Origin of the sequence: Streptomyces phytophilus (assembly GCF_013870535.1) — a bacterium.
GTDB lineage: Bacteria > Actinomycetota > Actinomycetes > Streptomycetales > Streptomycetaceae > Streptomyces > Streptomyces phytophilus.
The window spans coordinates 1-16,925 of sequence record NZ_JACBXC010000036.1 but is presented as its reverse complement, the minus strand read 5'-3'; the positions used below and the strand labels follow the sequence as shown (position 1 = coordinate 16,925).

Sequence of the window (16,925 nt, the reverse complement as noted above, 5' to 3'; positions counted from 1 at the left end):
TTCGTAGCCCTCCGGGATCCGGTGCATGAGCCGGCCGGTGTAGTCGTCGTACATGACCCCGGCGAACACACCCGTCTTGCTGCCCTTGAGGGAGTGGGAGTCGATGCCCGCGCGCTCGAACGTCTCCCAGGCGGCCTCCAGCAGGAGCCGCTGCTGCGGGTCCGTGGCCGTGGCCTCCCGCGGGCTCATGCCGAAGAACTCGGGGTCGAACTCGTCCGCCGCGTGCAGGAAGCCACCCTCGCGGGAGTAGCTCTTCCCGGTCCGGTCGGGGTCCGGGTCGTAGAGGCCCTCGACGTCCCAGCCGCGGTTGCCGGGGAAGCCGGAGATCGCGTCCGTGCCGTCCGCGACCAGCTGCCACAGGTCCTCCGGCGAACGCACCCCGCCCGGGTACCGGCAGGCCATCGAAACGATCGCAATCGGCTCCTGCCTTGCCGTCTCGGCGTCCTGCAGGCGCTGCCGCGTCTGGTGCAGCTCGGCGACTGCGCGGGTCAGGTACTCCCGAAGCTTGGCTTCGTCCGACATTGGTCGTCGCTCCTCTGTACGGAATTGCTGGGGCGGCGCGGACGCCGCCGGGGTCAGGAAAGGTCGAGATCGCCGTCGAGCAGGTCGAAGAGTTCGTCGTTGGACGCGGACCGGAGCTTCGTCTCGATGTCCTCGCCGGCCGGCTCCGTGCGTGCGGTCTCGTTGAGGCGGGTGAGGAGGGCCTGGAGTCGGCGTGTCACCTTCACTCGCCCGGCGTCTTCCGCGGAACGGTCGATCAGTGTCAGTTCGAGCTTGTCGATCTCCGCCAGGAAGGAGGTCTCCACGCTCGTCTCGTCCAGACCGATGCCCTCGCCGACGTAACGGGCCAGGTCGTTCGGCGTCGGGTAGTCGAAGATCAGCGTGGAGGTCAGACGGAGCCCGGTCGCCTCGCTGAGGCGGTTGCGGAGCTGGACGGCGGTGAGGGAGTCGAAGCCCAGCTCGTTGAACGGGCGGTACGGATCGATCGCGTCCGCGCCGCCGTGCCCGAGAACCGCGGCGACCGCGCTGCACACGACGTCGAGCAGCAGCTTCTGCTGCCCCTCCGGCGGCAGCGCCCCGAGCCGGGCGGCCAGGTCCGTCCCCGACGGCTGCGCACCGTGCGTCCGCGCGGCGGTGCGGCGGGGGACCGGTACGAGGTCGCGGAGGAGCGCGGGGAGGTGGGGTGTGGTGCGGAGAGTGCTGGGGTTGAGCGGAGTGCACAGGTGGTGGGGCTGGGGGGTAATGAGTGCGGTGTCGAGGAGGCGCAGGGCGTGGTCGGCGGTGAGGGGAGTGCTGCCGTGGGTGACCTTGCGGACCTCGTTGTCGCTGAGGTGGCCGGTGAGGCCGGTGGTGTGTTCCCAGTAGCCCCAGGCGAGGCTGGTGGTGGGGAGGCCGTGGTGGGTGCGGTGGTGGGCGAGGGTGTCGAGGTAGGTGTTGGCGGCGGCGTAGTTGGCTTGGCCGGGGTTGCCGAGGGTGCCGGCGGCGGAGGAGTAGAGGACGAAGTGGGCGAGGTCGAGGTTTTTGGTGGCTTGGTGGAGGTGGTAGGCAGCGTCCACCTTGGGGGCGAGTACCGGGTGCAGCCTGTCGGGGGTGAGCTTGGACAGTACGGCGTCGTTCAGTGCACCCGCGGTGTGGATGACGGCGGTCAGAGGGTGGTCGTCCTCGATGGAGTCGACGAGGGCGCGTACGGCGTCGGCGTCGGTGGTGTCGCAGGCGGTGATGGTGATGTGGGCGCCGAGTTCGGTGAGTTCGGCGGTGAGCGTGGCGGCGTTGGGGTGGTCGGGGCCGCTGCGGGAGGCGAGGTGCAGGTGGCGTACGCCGTGTTGGGTGATCAGGTGGTGGGCGGTGAGGCTGGCCAGTCCGCCGGTGCCGCCGGTGATGAGCACGGTGCCGTCGGGGTCGAGGGGCCGGGCGGTGGTGTCGGTGGAGCTGGAGCGGGTCAGGCGGGGGATGAGGATGTCATTGCCGTGGAGGGCGAGTTGGGGCTCGCCGGTGGCGAGGGCGTTCGCGAGTTGCGGGGTGTCTCCGGTGGTGTCGGTGTCGATGAGGTGGATGCGGTCGGGGTTCTCGTTCTGGGCGGTACGGACCAGGCCCCACAGCGGGGCGTGGGCCAGGTGCACGTCCTCGTCTGAACTCGTTGCGACGGCGCGGTGGGTGAGGACGACGAGACGGCGGTCGGTCTCGTCGTTCTCTGCCAGCCAGCCCTGAAGGTGCGTCAGTAGCGCCTCGGTCGCGGCGTGCGCCGCGGCGGGGGAGTCGTCCTCCGCCGGGGCGGCCGCGTACACGTCGACCTGGTCGAGGTCCACGTGAGTCGCCGGCTCGGCCGGGGCAGGGCTCCACGTGAGGTGGAACAGGCTGTTGCGGGTGTCGTCGCTGCTGCGGGCGCTGAGCGCCGCGGCGTCGACGGGCCGGGTGTTGAGGGCCGTGACCGTCGCCACCGGTGCGCCCGTCGCGTCCCACGCCCGGAGGGCGAGGTCGTGGCCCTGCTCGCCGGTGGGGGTGAGCGTGGCCCGTAGCTCGGTGGCGCCGGTGGCGTGCACCGACACACCGCTCCACGCGAACGGCAGCCGCAGTTGCCCGTCCGCGCCGTCGTTGTGCGCGGCGAGCGGGTGCAACGCGGCGTCGAGGAGCGCGGGGTGGAGGGTGTGGCCGGCGGAGTCGGCGCCCGGCGGGAGGGCGATCTCGGCGTGCAGGGCCCCGTCGGCTCCCTTCCACGCCGCGGTCACGCCCCGGAAGACGGGACCGTACTCGTAGCCCGCCGCCGCCAGCTCGGGGTAGAGCGCGTCGACGTCGAAGGACTCCGCACCCGTAGGAGGCCACTCGGTCAGCGCTTCGGCGGCTTCGGCGGCTTCCGCGGTGAGAGTGCCCGTGGCGTGGCAGGTCCACGGCTCGGGTTCGGCGTCGCCGGTGTGCGGGCGCGAGTGGATCGTGACCTGCCACCGGCCCGTACCACCTGCGTCGGATCCGCCCGCGGGGGCGGCAGTGACCTGGACGTCGCGGGCGCCGGACTCCTCCAGCACCAGCGGCGCCTGGAGCGTCAGCTCTTCGAGGTGGGTGGCGCCGGTGTGGTCACCGGCGTGCAGGGCGAGGTCGACCAGGCCGGTGCCGGGCAGCAGCACGGTCCCGGCGACGGCGTGGTCGGCGAGCCAGGGGTGGGTGCCCAGGCCGACCCGGCCGGTGAACACCGTGGTGCCCGTGCCGCCGTCGCCGCCGTCGGCGAGCTGGACCGCGGCGTGCAGAAGCGGGTGTGTCGTCGTGGCGAGGCCCAGGTCACCGGCGCTGGTGAGCCGGGCGGGGGCGTTGAGCCAGTAGGGCTGGTGCTGGAACGGATAGGTGGGCAGGCCCGCGGGTGTGTTACCCGCCTGCGGGAGGTGACGAGTGAGGTCGATGGGGTGGTGGTGGGCGTGGAGGGTGGTGAGGGCCGTCAGGAAACGGGTCTGCGAGCCGTTGTTGCGGATGAGGGTGGCGTGGTGGTGGGCGGTGGTCGGGTGCTGCTCGAAAGCGTCGGCGAGGGCGGCGGTCATGACCGGGTGGGGGCTGGACTCGATGAGTGTGTAGTGGCCGTCGTCGAGGAGTTGTTCGAGGGTGGTGTGGAAGTGGACGGGGTGGCGGAGGTTGTTGAACCAGTATTCGGCGTCGAGGTCCTGGTCGAAGGTGAGCAGGGCGCCGGTGTGGGTGGAGTAGAACGGGATCGTCGGCGGCATCGGCTCGATACCGGCGCGCTCGGTCAGATCGCCGAGGATCGTTTCGCGCAGGTCTTCGACGTGGGGGGTGTGGGAGGCGTAGTCGACGGGGATCAGGCGGGCCCGGATCTCGCGCTCCTGGTACGTGTTGACCAGGTCGGTGAGGGGCTGTGTTTCTCCGGCGAGGATGGTGGTGTGCGGGCCGTTGACCGCGGCGACGTAGACGCCGTCGGGCAGGCCGCCCAGCTCGTCCTGCGGCAGCGGGAACGACGCCATGGTGCCGGTGCCCGCGAGGCGCGTGATGGCCTGCGCCCGCAGCGCCACGACGGCGACAGCGTCAGGCAGGGTCAGCGCTCCGGCGACGTACGCCGCGGCGATCTCGCCCTGCGAGTGGCCGATGACTGCGTCCGGCTCCACGCCGTGGTGGCGTAGCAGCTGGCTGATGCCGGTCATGACCGCGAACAGCGCGGGCTGCACGATATCGACTCGGTCGAGGGCGGTCTCGTCTTCGCTGGCGAGGACTTCCAGGAGGTCCCAGTCGCACCAGCGGGACAGCTCGTCCCGGCACGCGGCCAGGTGCGCCGCGAACGCCGGTTCCTGGGCGGCCAGTTCGTAGCCCATACGAGTCCACTGCGAACCCTGCCCCGGGAACACGAACGCCGTCTTCCCCGCCGCCGCCGATCCCGGTCCCGTGACCAGTGCCGGGTGCGCCGCACCCGCGGCCAGGGCGGTCAGCGCCTCCAGGAGTTCGTCCCGGTCGGCGGTGACGACGCCCGCGCGGTGCTCCATCTTCGCCCGACCCGACCACAAGCGTGCGGCCAACGGGCCCACCTCGATCTCCGGGTGCTGCTCCACGTACTCCGCGAGGCGGCCGGCCGACTGCGCCAGCGCCGCCGCCGAACGGGCGGAGACCACCACCGGCACCGGCGGGGCCACCGCCTCCGGCTCGGCCTCGGCGTCCGCCTCGGCGGGGGCCGCTTCCAGGATCAGGTGCGCGTTGGTGCCGCTCATGCCGAACGACGACACGGCCGCGCGCCGCGGGCCGCCCTCCTCGGTCCAGGGGCGGGCTTCCGTCAGCAACTGAATGTGGCCCGCGTCCCAGTCGACATGGCTGGTGGGCGCGTCGACGTTGAGGGTCGGGGGGAGCACACCGTGGCGCATGGCCTCGACCATCTTGATGACGCCCGCCACCCCGGCCGCGGCCTGCGTGTGGCCGATGTTGGACTTGATGGAGCCCAGCCACAGCGGATTCGCCTCGGAGTGCGCCTGGCCGTACGTCTCCAGCAGCGCCTGCGCCTCGATCGGGTCGCCCAGCGTCGTACCCGTACCGTGCCCCTCCACCGCGTGGACCTGGTCGCCGCTGAGCCCGGCGTTGGCGAGGGCCTGCTCGATGACGCGGCGCTGCGACGGGCCGTTGGGGGCGGTGAGGCCGTTGGAGGCGCCGTCCTGGTTGATTGCGGAGCCGCGGACGACGGCGAGTACCTCGTGTCCGTTGCGCCGCGCGTCCGACAGCCGCTCGACCAGTACCAGGCCGACGCCTTCGCCCCAGCCGGTGCCGTCCGCCGCGTCCGCGAAGGGCTTGCAGCGGCCGTCTGCGGCCAGGCCGCGCTGGCGGGAGAAGACCTGGAAGGTGCCGGGGGTGGCCATGATGGTCGCGCCGCCGGCGAGGGCGAGGTCGCACTCACCGTTGCGCAGCGCCTGCGCCGCGAGGTGCAGCGCGACCAGCGACGACGAGCACGCCGTGTCCACCGTCATCGCCGGGCCTTCGAGCCCGAACGTGTACGCCACCCGCCCCGAAGCGATGCTCGCGGAGCCGCCCGTGGCGAAGTAGCCCTCCAGGTGGTCCGGCGCGTCGTGCATGCGCATCAGGTAGTCCTGCGAGATGACGCCCGCGAAGACGCCGGTGCTGCTGCCCTTGAGGCTGGTCGGGTCGATGCCCGCCCGTTCGAACGCCTCCCACGCGGTTTCCAGCAGCAGCCGCTGCTGCGGGTCCGTGGCGAGGGCCTCGCGCGGGTTCATGTGGAAGAAGTCCGCGTCGAACTGCCCGGCGTCGTACAGGAACGCGCCCTTGCGGGTGTACATCTTCCCCGGCGCGTCCGGGTCCGGGTCGTACAGCCCTTCGAGGTCCCAGCCGCGGTCGTCCGGCAGGTCGCCGATCGCCTCGACGCCCTCGGAGACCAGCTTCCACAGGTCCTCCGGCCGCCGCATCCCGCCGGGGTAGCGGCAGGCCATCGAGACGATCGCGATCGGGTCGTCGTCCACGACGGTCGCGACCTGCTTCGCCGCGCGCAGCCGCGGCTGCTCGTCCAGCAGCTTGCCCCGCAGGAACACCGACAGCTCGGTGAGCGTCGGGTGGTCGAAGACCAGCGTGGACGGCAGTTGGAGCGCGGTGGCGTTGGTGAGCCGGTTGCGGAGTTCGACGGCGGTGAGGGAGTCGAAGCCCAGCTCCTTGAACGGGCGCTGCGGGTCGATGGTCTCGGGGCGCGCGTGGCCGAGGACCGCCGCGACGTTGCTCCGGATCAGGTCCCGCACCAGCCGGTCCTGCTCGGCCTCGCCGAGCCCGGCCAGCTCCTCCGCCAGGCCGGAACGCCGCACCGCGCCCGCGCCCGCGGCGGTCGCGCGGCGCGCGGTGGCCGGCACGAGGTCACGCAGCAGAGCCGGCACCTTTGCCGCGCGGCGCAGGCTCCCCGGCTCGATCGGCATGCAGACGAGCGTCGACTCGGGGCGCTCCCGGAGCGCGACGTCGAAGAGCCGCAGGCCGTGTTCCGTGGAGAGTGCCGTGCCGGTGCGGCCCTGCTGGTCGGCGGTGAGGTGGGCGGTGAGGCCGGTGGCCTGCTTCCAGTAGCCCCAGGCGAGGCTGGTGGTGGGGAGGCCCTGTCGGGTGCGGTGGTGGGCGAGGGCGTCGAGGTAGGTGTTGGCAGCGGCGTAGTTCGCCTGCCCCGGGTTGCCGAGGGTGCCCGCGGCCGAGGAGTAGACGACGAACCGGGCAAGCGGCAGGTGCCGGGTCGCTTGGTGCAGGTGGTACGCGGCGTCGACCTTCGGCGCCAGGACCGGGTGCAGGTCGTCCGGGGTGGTCTTGGTCAGCACGGTGTCGTTCAGGGCGCCCGCGGTGTGGATGACGGCGGTGAGCGGGTGCCGTTCATCGACGGAGTCGATGAGGGTGCGTACGGCGTCGGCGTCGGTGACGTCGCAGGCGGTGATGGTGATGTGGGCGCCGAGTTCGGTGAGTTCGTCGTGCAGGGTGGTGGCGGCCGGGTGGTCGGGGCCGCTGCGGGAGGCCAGGAGGAGGTGGCGTACGCCGTGCTCGGTGACCAGGTGGCGGGCGGTCAGGCCGGCGAGGACGCCGGTGCCGCCGGTGATCAGTACGGTGCCGTTCGGGTCGAGCGCCCGCGGAAGGTCCAGGATCACCTTGCCGGTGTGCCGGGCCTGGCTCAGGTAGCGCAGGGCCTGGCGGGCCTGCCGCACGTCGAAGGAGGTCGTGGGCAGGGGGGTCAGCTGGCCTGCAGCGAACATCTCGGTGAGGTGGGCCAGGATCTGCTGGATGCGGTCGGGGCCGGCCTCGATGAGGTCGAAGTTCCGGTATTGGGCGCGGTGTTCGGCCTCGACTGTCTGCGGGTCGCGGATGTCGGTCTTGCCCATCTCGATGAACCGGCCGCCGGGGCGGACGAGGCGCAGTGAGGCGTCGGTGAACTCGTGAGCGAGCGCGTTGAGGACGACGTCCACGCCCTGGTTCGGGGTGTGGGTGCGGAAGTGCTCCTCGAAGTCGAGGGACCGGCTGGACGCGATGTGCGCGTCGTCCAGGCCCTGCGCGTAGAGCAGGTGGTGTTTGGCAGGGCTGGCGGTGGCGTAGACGTCGGCGCCGAAGTGGCGGGCGAGTTGGAGTGCGGCGGAGCCGACGCCGCCGGTCGCGGCGTGCAGCAGCAGCGACTCCCCGGCTTCCAGGCGGCCCAGGTCCTTCAGGGCGTAGTACGCGGTGAGGAAGGCCACCGGAATGCCCGCCGCCTGGGTGGAGGACCACTCCTCCGGGACGGGCGTGAGCAGGCGGTGGTCGGTGATCGCCCGGCTGCCGGCGCCCTCGGGCATGAGGCCCATGACGCGGTCGCCGACCGCGACACCCGTGACGTCGGCTCCGACCTCGGTCACCACACCGGCACCCTCGCTGCCGAGGGGTGCCTCGCCGGGGTACATGCCCAGGGCGATGAGCGTGTCGCGGAAGTTCAGCCCGACCGCGTGCAGTCGTACGCGCACCTGGCTGCCGGTCAGCGGCACGTCCCACTCGGGGGCGGGCCGGCACGCGAGCGCCTCCAGCGTGCCGTCGCCCTCGTTCCCCAGCTTCCACGTGCCCTCCGGCACGTCCAGCACACCGCTCTCCGTACCCGCCGCGCGCACGAGGCGCGCGGCCAGCACCTGGCCGCCGCGGACGGCGAGCTGGGGCTCTCCGGTGGCGAGTGCGTCGGCGAGGTACGGGATGTCGGCGGCGCCGGCGTCCGGGTCGAGGCCCGCGGCGTCGGTGTCCACGAGGTGGATGCGGTCGGGGTTCTCGTTCTGGGCGCTGCGGAGCAGGCCCCAGAGCGGGGCGTGGGCGAGGTGGACGTCCTCCGCCGGGTGGGTGGCGACGGCCCGGTGGGTGACGACCGCGAGCAGGCGGTCGGTCTGGTCGTTGGCGGCCAGCCAGTTCTGTACGTGGACGAGCAGCGCCTCGGTCGCGGCGTGGGCCGCGGCCGGGGTGTCCTCGGCGGCGGGCGCGGCGACGTGGACGTCGTACCGGTCCAGCTCCGCGTGCTCCTCCTGCTCCGCCTGAGCGGGGCTCCAGGAGAGGTGGAAGAGGCTGTTGCGGGTCGCGGCCCCGGCGTCGGCACTGCCGGTCAGCGCCGAGGCGTCGATGGGTCGGGTGTTGAGGGCGGCGATGGTGGCGACGGGGGCGCCGGCGGGATCCCAGGCGCGCAGGGCGAGGTCGTGGCCCTCGGCGCCGGTGGGGGTGATCGTCGCGCGGAGGTGGGTGGCGCCGGTGGCGTGGACGGAGACACCGGTCCACGCGAACGGCAGGCGCACCTGCGCGTCCTCCGCCGTGCCCGCCTTGGCCTTGGCGCCGCCGTGGGCCGCCAGTGGGTGGAGGGCTGCGTCGAGGAGGGCGGGGTGGATCGTGTGGCCGTCCGGCTCGGTGTCCTCGGGCAGGGCGATCTCGGCGTGGAGCGTGCCGTCGGGCTGCGCCCACGCCGCGGTGACGCCGCGGAAGGCGGGCCCGTACTCGTACCCGCCCGCGGCCAGCCGGGGGTAGATGTCGGACACGTCGAGGGCCTGTGCGCCCGCGGGCGGCCACTGGGCCAGCGCCTCGGCCTTCGCCGCCGGTTCGGCGGTCAGCGTGCCGGTGGCGTGGCAGGTCCACGGCTCGGGCTCGGCCTCCTCGCCCGTGTGGGGGCGGGAGTGGATCGTGACCTGCCAGCCGTCCGCGTCCGGGCGGGGGCTTGCGGTGACCTGGAGGTCCCGGGCGCCGGACTCCTGGAGTACCAGGGGCGCCTGGAGCGTCAGCTCTTCGAGGTGGGTGGCGCCGGTGTGGTCGCCGGTGTGCAGGGCGAGGTCCACCAGGGCGGTGCCGGGGAGGAGGACCGTACCGGCAACGGCGTGGTCCGCCAGCCAGGGGTGGCTGCTCAGGCTGACGCGTCCGGTGAACACCACCGCGCCGGCGGCGCCCGTGCCCGTCTCGTCCGCGAGCGGGACGGCGGCGTGCAGCAGCGGGTGGGCGGTGGTGCCCAGGCCGAGGTCGGACGCGCTGGTGAGCTGGGCGGAGCCGTGGAGCCAGTAGCTCTCCCGCTGGAAGGGGTACGTGGGCAGCTCGGGAAGTTCGTCGCCCGAGTGGTCGGCGGCGGGGAGGTGGAGGGTGAGGTCGATGGGGTGGTGGTGGGTGTGGAGGGTGGTGAGCGCGGTGAGGAAGCGGACCTTGGTGTCGTCGTTGCGGACGAGGGTCGCGTAGTGGCGGGCCGGGGTGGCGCGCTGCTCGAAGGTGTCCGCCAGAGCGGCGGTCATGACCGGGTGGGGGCTGGACTCGATCAGGGTGTGGTGGCCGTCGTCGAGGAGTTGTTCGAGGGTGGTGTGGAAGTGGACGGGGTGGCGGAGGTTGTCGAACCAGTATTCGGCGTCGAGGTCCTGGTCGAAGGTGAGCAGGGCGCCGGTGTGGGTGGAGTAGAACGGGATCGTCGGCGGCATCGGCTCGATACCGGCGCGCTCGGCGAGGTCCGTGATGATCGTTTCGCGCAGGTCTTCGACGTGGGGGGTGTGGGAGGCGTAGTCCACCGGGATCAGACGCGCCCGGATCTCGCGCTCCTGGTACGTGTTGACCAGATCCGTCAACGGCTGCGTTTCCCCGGCGAGGATCGTCGTGTGCGGGCCGTTGATGGCGGCCACGTAGACACCGTCGGGCAGGTTGCCCAGCTCGTCCTGCGGCAGCGGGAAGGAGGCCATGGTGCCGGTGCCCGCGAGGCGGGTGATGGCCTGCGCCCGCAGTGCCACCACCGCGATGGCGTCGGCGAGCGTCAGCGCTCCGGCGACGTAGGCGGCGGCGATCTCGCCTTGGGAGTGGCCGATGACCGCGTCCGGCTCCACGCCGTGGTGGCGCAGGAGTTGGGCGATGCCGGTCATGACCGTGAACAGCGCGGGCTGCACGACATCAACTCGGTCGAGGGCGGTCTCGTCCTCGCTGGCCAGCACTTCCAGCAGGTCCCAGTCGCACCAGCGGGACAGCTCGTCCCTGCACGCGGCCAGGTGCGCCGCGAACGCCGGCTCCTGGGCGGCGAGTTCGTAGCCCATACGGGTCCACTGCGACCCCTGCCCCGGGAACACGAACGCGGTCTTCCCCGCCGCCACCGATCCCGGTCCCGTGACCAGTGCCGGGTGCGCCGCACCCGTGGCCAGCGCGGTCAGCGCCTCCAGCAACTCGTCCCGGTCGGCGGTGACGACGCCCGCGCGGTGCTCCATCTTCGCCCGCCCGGACCACAACCGCGCCGCCAGCGGACCCACTTCGATCCCCGGGTGCCGCTCCACGTACCCCGCAAGCTGCTCCGCGGCCTGCGCCAGCGCGCCCGCCGTACGTGCCGAAACCACCACCGGCACCGCAGCACCGGGCTCGGTCTCGTCCGCTGCCTCGTCCGGCGCCGACTGGGCCGGGGCCGCTTCCAGGATCAGGTGCGCGTTGGTACCGCTCATGCCGAACGACGACACCGCCGCACGTCGCGGCTCGCCCGTCTCCGGCCACTCCCGCGTCTCCGTCAGCAGCGACACGTGGCCGGTGTCCCACTCCACATGGGTCGACGGCCGATCCACGTTCAGGGTCTGCGGCAGCCGGCCGTACCGCAGGGCCTCGACCATCTTGATGACGCCCGCGACCCCGGAAGCGGCCTGCGTGTGGCCGATGTTGGACTTGATGGAGCCCAGCCACAGGGGCTGCTCCTCGGTGTGCGCCTGGCCGTACGTGGCGAGGAGGGCCTGCGCCTCGATCGGGTCGCCCAGCGTCGTACCCGTACCGTGCGCCTCGACCACGTCGATCTGCTCCGCGGCCAGCCCCGAATTGGCCAGCGCCTGCTCGATGACCCGCTGCTGCGACGGGCCGTTGGGCGCGGTGAGGCCGTTGGAGGCGCCGTCCTGGTTGATCGCGGAGCCCTTCAGCACCGCCAGGACCCGGTGTCCGTTGCGCTGCGCGTCCGAGAGCCGTTCGAGCAGGAGGAGGCCCGCGCCTTCGCCCCAGCCGGTGCCGTCCGCCGCGTCCGCGAAGGGCTTGCAGCGGCCGTCTGCGGCCAGGCCGCGCTGGCGGGAGAAGACCTGGAAGGTGCCGGGGGTGGCCATGACGGTCGCGCCGCCGGCGAGCGCGAGGTCGCACTCGCCGTTGCGCAGCGCCTGCATGGCCAGGTGCAGGGCGACGAGGGAGGACGAGCACGCCGTGTCCACCGTCATCGCCGGGCCTTCGAGCCCGAAGGTGTACGCGATCCGGCCGGATGCCACGCTGCCCGAGCTGCCGGTGGCGATGTAGCCCTCCAGCCCCTCCGGGTTCTGGTGCAGCCGCAGCAGGTAGTCCTGCGAGATGACGCCCGCGAACACGCCGGTGTTGCTGCCGTGGAGCGCCGCGGCGTCGATGCCCGCCCGCTCGAACGCCTCCCACGAGGTCTCCAGCAGCAGCCGCTGCTGCGGGTCCGTGGCGAGGGCCTCGCGCGGGTTCATGTGGAAGAAGTCCGCGTCGAACAGGTCGGCGTCGTGCAGGAACGCGCCGTGCCGGGTGTAGACCTTGCCCGTGGCGTCGGGGTCCGGGTCGTACAGGTTCTCCAGGTCCCAGCCGCGGTTGGTCGGGAGGTCGCCGATGGCGTCGCGACCGGTGCTGACGAGATCCCAGAGCGCCTGCGAGTCGCGTACGCCGCCGGGGTAGCGGCAGGCCATCGAGACGATCGCGATCGGGTCGTCGGTGAGGGCGGCCGTGGCGGTGCCTGCGCGGCTCCGGGCCCGGGAGGTGAGGGACCCGGTGTCGAGGAACTGGCCGAGGAGGTGGCGGGTCAGTGCCTGGGGCGTCGGGTGGTCGAAGATCAGGGTCGCGGGGAGGCGCAGCGCGGTGGCGTTGGTGAGGCGGTTGCGGAGTTCGACGGCGGTGAGGGAGTCGAAGCCCAGCTCCTTGAACGGGCGTTGCGCGTCGATCGCCTCGCCGGTGCCGTGGCCGAGTACCGCGGCGACGTTGCTGCGGACCAGGTCCAGCAGTCGGCGCTCCTGCTCGGCCTCGGGAAGCGCGGCGAGCTGCTCGGCGAGCGCGTTGCCGTCGCCCGCCGCCGAAGTGGCGGCGACGCGGCGGGCCTGCCGGGGGACGATGTCGCGCAGGAGCGCGGGGAGGCGGGGGGCCGTGCGCAGGGCGGCGGGGTTGAGCGGAAGGCACAGCTGGTACGCCTCGGGGCCGGCGAGGGCCGCGTCGAACAGGCGGAAGGCGTGGTCTGCTTCGAGCGGGGTGGTGCCGAGGGTGACGTTGCGGACCTCGTTGTCGCTCAGGTGGGCGGTGAGGCCGGTGGCCTGCTTCCAGTAGCCCCAGGCGAGGCTGGTGGCGGGGAGGCCCTGCCGGGTGCGCTGGTGGGCGAGGGCGTCGAGGTAGGCGTTGGCGGCGGCGTAGTTCGCCTGGCCGGGGTTGCCCAGTGTGCCGGCAGCGGAGGAGTACACGACGAAGTGCGCCAGGGGCAGGTGCCGCGTCGCCTCGTGCAGGTGGTGGGTGGCGTCGACCTTCGGGTCGAGGACCGGGTGCAGGTTCTCGGGGGTGAGCTGCGTGAGGACGGTGTCGTTCAGGGCGCCCGCGGTGTGGATGACGGCGGTGAGCGGGTGCCGTTCATCGACGGAGTCGATGAGGGTGCGTACGGCGTCGGCGTCGGTGACGTCGCAGGCGGTGATGGTGATGTGGGCGCCGAGTTCGGTGAGTTCGTCGTGCAGGGTGGTGGCGGCCGGGTGGTCGGGGCCGCTGCGGGAGGCCAGGAGGAGGTGGCGTACGCCGTGCTCGGTGACCAGGTGGCGGGCGGTCAGGCCGGCGAGGACGCCGGTGCCACCGGTGATCAGTACGGTGCCGTCCGGGTCGAGCGCCCGCGGCAGGGTCAGGATCAGCTTGCCCGTGTGCCGGGCCTGGCTGAGGTGGCGTAGAGCCTGCGGGGTGTGCCGTACGTCGAAGGAGGTCGTGGGCAGCGGGGTCAGGTGGCCTGCGGCGAACAGCTCGGTGAGGTGGGCCAGGATCTGCTGGATGCGGTCGGGGCCGGCCTCGATGAGGTCGAAGTTCCGGTACTCGACACGGTGCTCCGCCTGCACGGTGTCGGCGTCTCGGATGTCGGTCTTGCCCATCTCGATGAACCGGCCGCCGGGACGCGCAAGGCGCAGTGAGGCGTCGGTGAACTCGTGGGCGAGCGCGTTGAGGACCACGTCCACGCCCTGCTCCGGGCCGTGCGTGCGGAAGTGCTCCTCGAAGTCCAGGCTCCGGCTGGACGCGATGTGCGTGCCGTCGAGGCCCTGGGCGCGCAGCAGGTGGTGTTTGGCAGGGCTGGCGGTGGCGTAGACGTCGGCGCCGAAGTGGCGGGCGAGTTGGAGTGCGGCGGAGCCGACGCCGCCGGTCGCGGCGTGCAGCAGCAGAGACTCGCCGGACTCCAGGCGGCCCAGGTCCTTCAGGGCGTAGTACGCGGTGAGGAAGGCCACCGGAATGCCCGCCGCCTGGGTGAACCCCCACCGCTCGGGCACGGTGGTGAGCAGGCGGTGGTCGGTGACGGCGTGGGAGCCCGCGCCGTCGATCATCACGCCCATCACCCGGTCGCCCACGGCGAAGCCCGTGACGTCGTCGGCGACGCCGGTGACGACGCCCGCGCCCTCGCTGCCGAGGGGGGCGTCGCCGGGGTACATGCCCAGGGCGATGAGCGTGTCGCGGAAGTTCAGCCCGACCGCGTGCAGTTGTACGCGCACCTGCCCGCCGGCCAGTGGCTCGTCCCACTCCGGCATCGGCCGGCAGGTGACCGCCTCCAGCGTGCCGTCGCCCCCGGTGGCCAGCTTCCAGGTGCTCTCCGGCATCGCGAGCGCCCCGGCGGCACCGGTCGCGCGCACCAGGCGCGCGACGAGGAACTGGCCGTGGCGGAGCGCGAGCTGCGGCTCACCCGCGGCGAGGGCGTCGGCGAGGCGGGGTACGTCGGTGACCGCCGTCGCCCCCGCGTCCACCGCGGTGTCGGTGTCCACGAGGTGGATGCGGTCGGGCTGTTCGTTCTGGGCGGTACGGACCAGGCCCCACAGCGGTGCGTGCGCCAGGTGCACGTCCTCCGCCGGGCCGGTGGCGACGGCGCGGTGGGTGAGGACGACGAGGCGGCGGTCCGTCTCGTCGTTGTCGGCCAGCCAGCCCTGGAGGCGGGTCAGCAGCGCCTCGGTCGCGGCGTGGGCCGCGGCGGGAGTGTCCTCCGCGGGCCGGGGGGCCACGTACAGATCCACCCGGTCCGGGTCGATCCGGTCGGAGTCGTCCTGCTGAGCCTGGGGCGGGGTCCAGGCGAGCTGGAAGAGGCTGCTGCGGGTCGCGGCCCCGGCGTCGGCACCGCCGCTGGTCAGCGCGGTGGGGTCGACGGGTCGGGTGTTGAGGGCGGCGATGGTGGCGACGGGGGCGCCGGTGGGGTCCCAGGCGTGGAGGGTGATGTCGTGGCCGTGTTCGCCGGTGGGTACGAGGGTGGCGCGGAGCCGGGTGGCGCCGGTGGCGTGCACGGACACACCGCTCCACGCGAACGGCAGCCGCAGCTCCCGCGCCTCGTCCTTCGCGGCGTCGCCCTTGGCGAGGGCGCGCAGGGCCAGGGGGTGGAGGGCGGCGTCGAGCAGGGCCGGGTGGACGGTGTGCCCGTCGGCGTCCGTGTCCCCGGGGAGGGCGATCTCGGCGTGGAGGGTGCCGTCGGGCTGCGCCCACGCCGCGGTGACGCCGCGGAAGGCGGGCCCGTACCCGTAGCCGGCAGCCGCCATCTGCGGGTACAGCTCGGTGACGTCGAGGGCCTGTGCCCCGGCGGGCGGCCACTGGGTGAGCGGCTGGGCCGCCTCGTCCGGTTCGGCGGTGAGCGTGCCGGTGGCGTGGCAGGTCCAGGAGTCGGGCTCGGCCTCGTCGTCGGTGTGGGGACGGGAGTGGACCGTGACCTGCCAACCGCCCTGGCCTTCGGCGAGCGGCGCGGCGGTGACCTGGAGGTCGCGGGCGCCGGACTCCTGAAGCACCAGGGGCGCGTGGAGGGTCAGCTCTTCGAGGTGGGTGGCGCCGGTGTGGTCGCCGGTGTGCAGGGCGAGGTCCACCAGGGCGGTGCCGGGGAGGAGGACCGTACCGGCAACGGCGTGGTCCGCCAGCCACGGGTGCGTGGCCAGGCCGAGGCGGCCGGTGAACACCGTCGTGCTGGCACCGGTCTCCGCCGCGCCGGTGGTGTCGGCGAGTTGGACGGCGGCGCTGAGGAGGGGATGGGTGGTGCTGCTCAGGCCGAGGTCGGTGGCGCTGGTGAGTTGGGCCGGGGCGTCCAGCCAGTACGGCTGGTGCTGGAACGGGTAGGTGGGCAGCCCGTGCAGCAGCTCGACGGACTCCTCGACAGGCCGGAAGTGGGGGGTGAGGTCGATGGGGTGGTGGTGGGTGTGGAGGGTGGTGAGGGCGGTGAGGAAGCGGGTGCTTGTTCCGTTGTTGCGGATGAGGGTGGCGTGGTGGTGGGCGGGGGTGGCGCGCTGCTCGAACGTGTCCGCCAGGGCGGCGGTCATGACCGGGTGCGGGCTGGACTCGATGAGGGTGTGGTGGCCGTCGTCGAGGAGTTGTTCGAGGGTGGTGTGGAAGTGGACGGGGTGGCGGAGGTTGTCGAACCAGTACTCCGCGTCGAGCAGTCGGTCATCGGCGAGCAGGGCCCCGGTGTGGGTGGAGTAGAACGGGATGCTCGGGGCCACGGGCTTGATGGCGGCGCGCTCGGTCAGATCGCCGAGGATCGTTTCGCGCAGGTCTTCGACGTGCGGGGTGTGGGAGGCGTAGTCCACCGGGATCAGGCGTGCCCGGATCTCGCGCTCCTGGTACGTGTTGACCAGGTCGGTGAGGGGCTGTGTTTCTCCGGCGAGGACGGTGGTGTGCGGGCCGTTGACCGCGGCCACGTAAACGCCCTTGGGCAGGTCGCCCAGCTCGTCCTGGGGCAGCGGGAACGACGCCATGGTGCCGGTGCCCGCGAGGCGCGTGATGGCCTGCGCCCGCAGCGCAACGACGGCGACAGCGTCAGGCAGGGTCAGAGCGCCTGCGACGTACGCCGCGGCGATCTCGCCCTGCGAGTGGCCGATGACCGCGTCCGGCTCCACGCCGTGGTGGCGTAGCAGCTGGCTGATGCCGGTCATGACGGCGAACAGCGCTGGCTGCACGACATCGACTCGGTCGAGGGCGTTGTCGTCCTCGCTGGCGAGGACTTCGAGGAGGTCCCAGTCGCACCAGCGGGACAGCTCGTCGCGGCACGCGGCCAGGTGCGCCGCGAACGCCGGCTCCTGGGCGGCCAGTTCGTAGCCCATACGGGTCCACTGCGAACCCTGCCCCGGGAACACGAACGCGGTCTTCCCCGCCGCCACCGACCCTGGTCCCGTCACCAGCGCCGGGTGCGCCGCACCCGCGGCCAGCGCGGTCAGCGCCTCCAGCAACTCGCCCCGGTCGGCCGTGACGACACCCGCGCGGTGCTCCATCTTCGCCCGACCCGACCACAGCCCCGACGCCAGCGCGCCCACCTCGACCTG

Annotated in this window: 2 protein-coding genes; both read right to left on the bottom strand. The window is 72.9% G+C overall.

Translation table 11 applies throughout. From position 1 onward, the window contains the following. On the bottom strand, positions 1–522 hold a 522-nt coding region (locus H5J30_RS04555), incomplete at its 3' end, for a beta-ketoacyl synthase N-terminal-like domain-containing protein (protein WP_181785854.1). A gap of 53 nt (positions 523–575) precedes the next feature. After that, entirely contained in the window at positions 576–16,916 is a 16,341-nt protein-coding gene (locus H5J30_RS04550) for a type I polyketide synthase (RefSeq protein ID WP_220188528.1), read from the bottom strand. Positions 16,917–16,925: the final 9 nt, after the last annotated feature.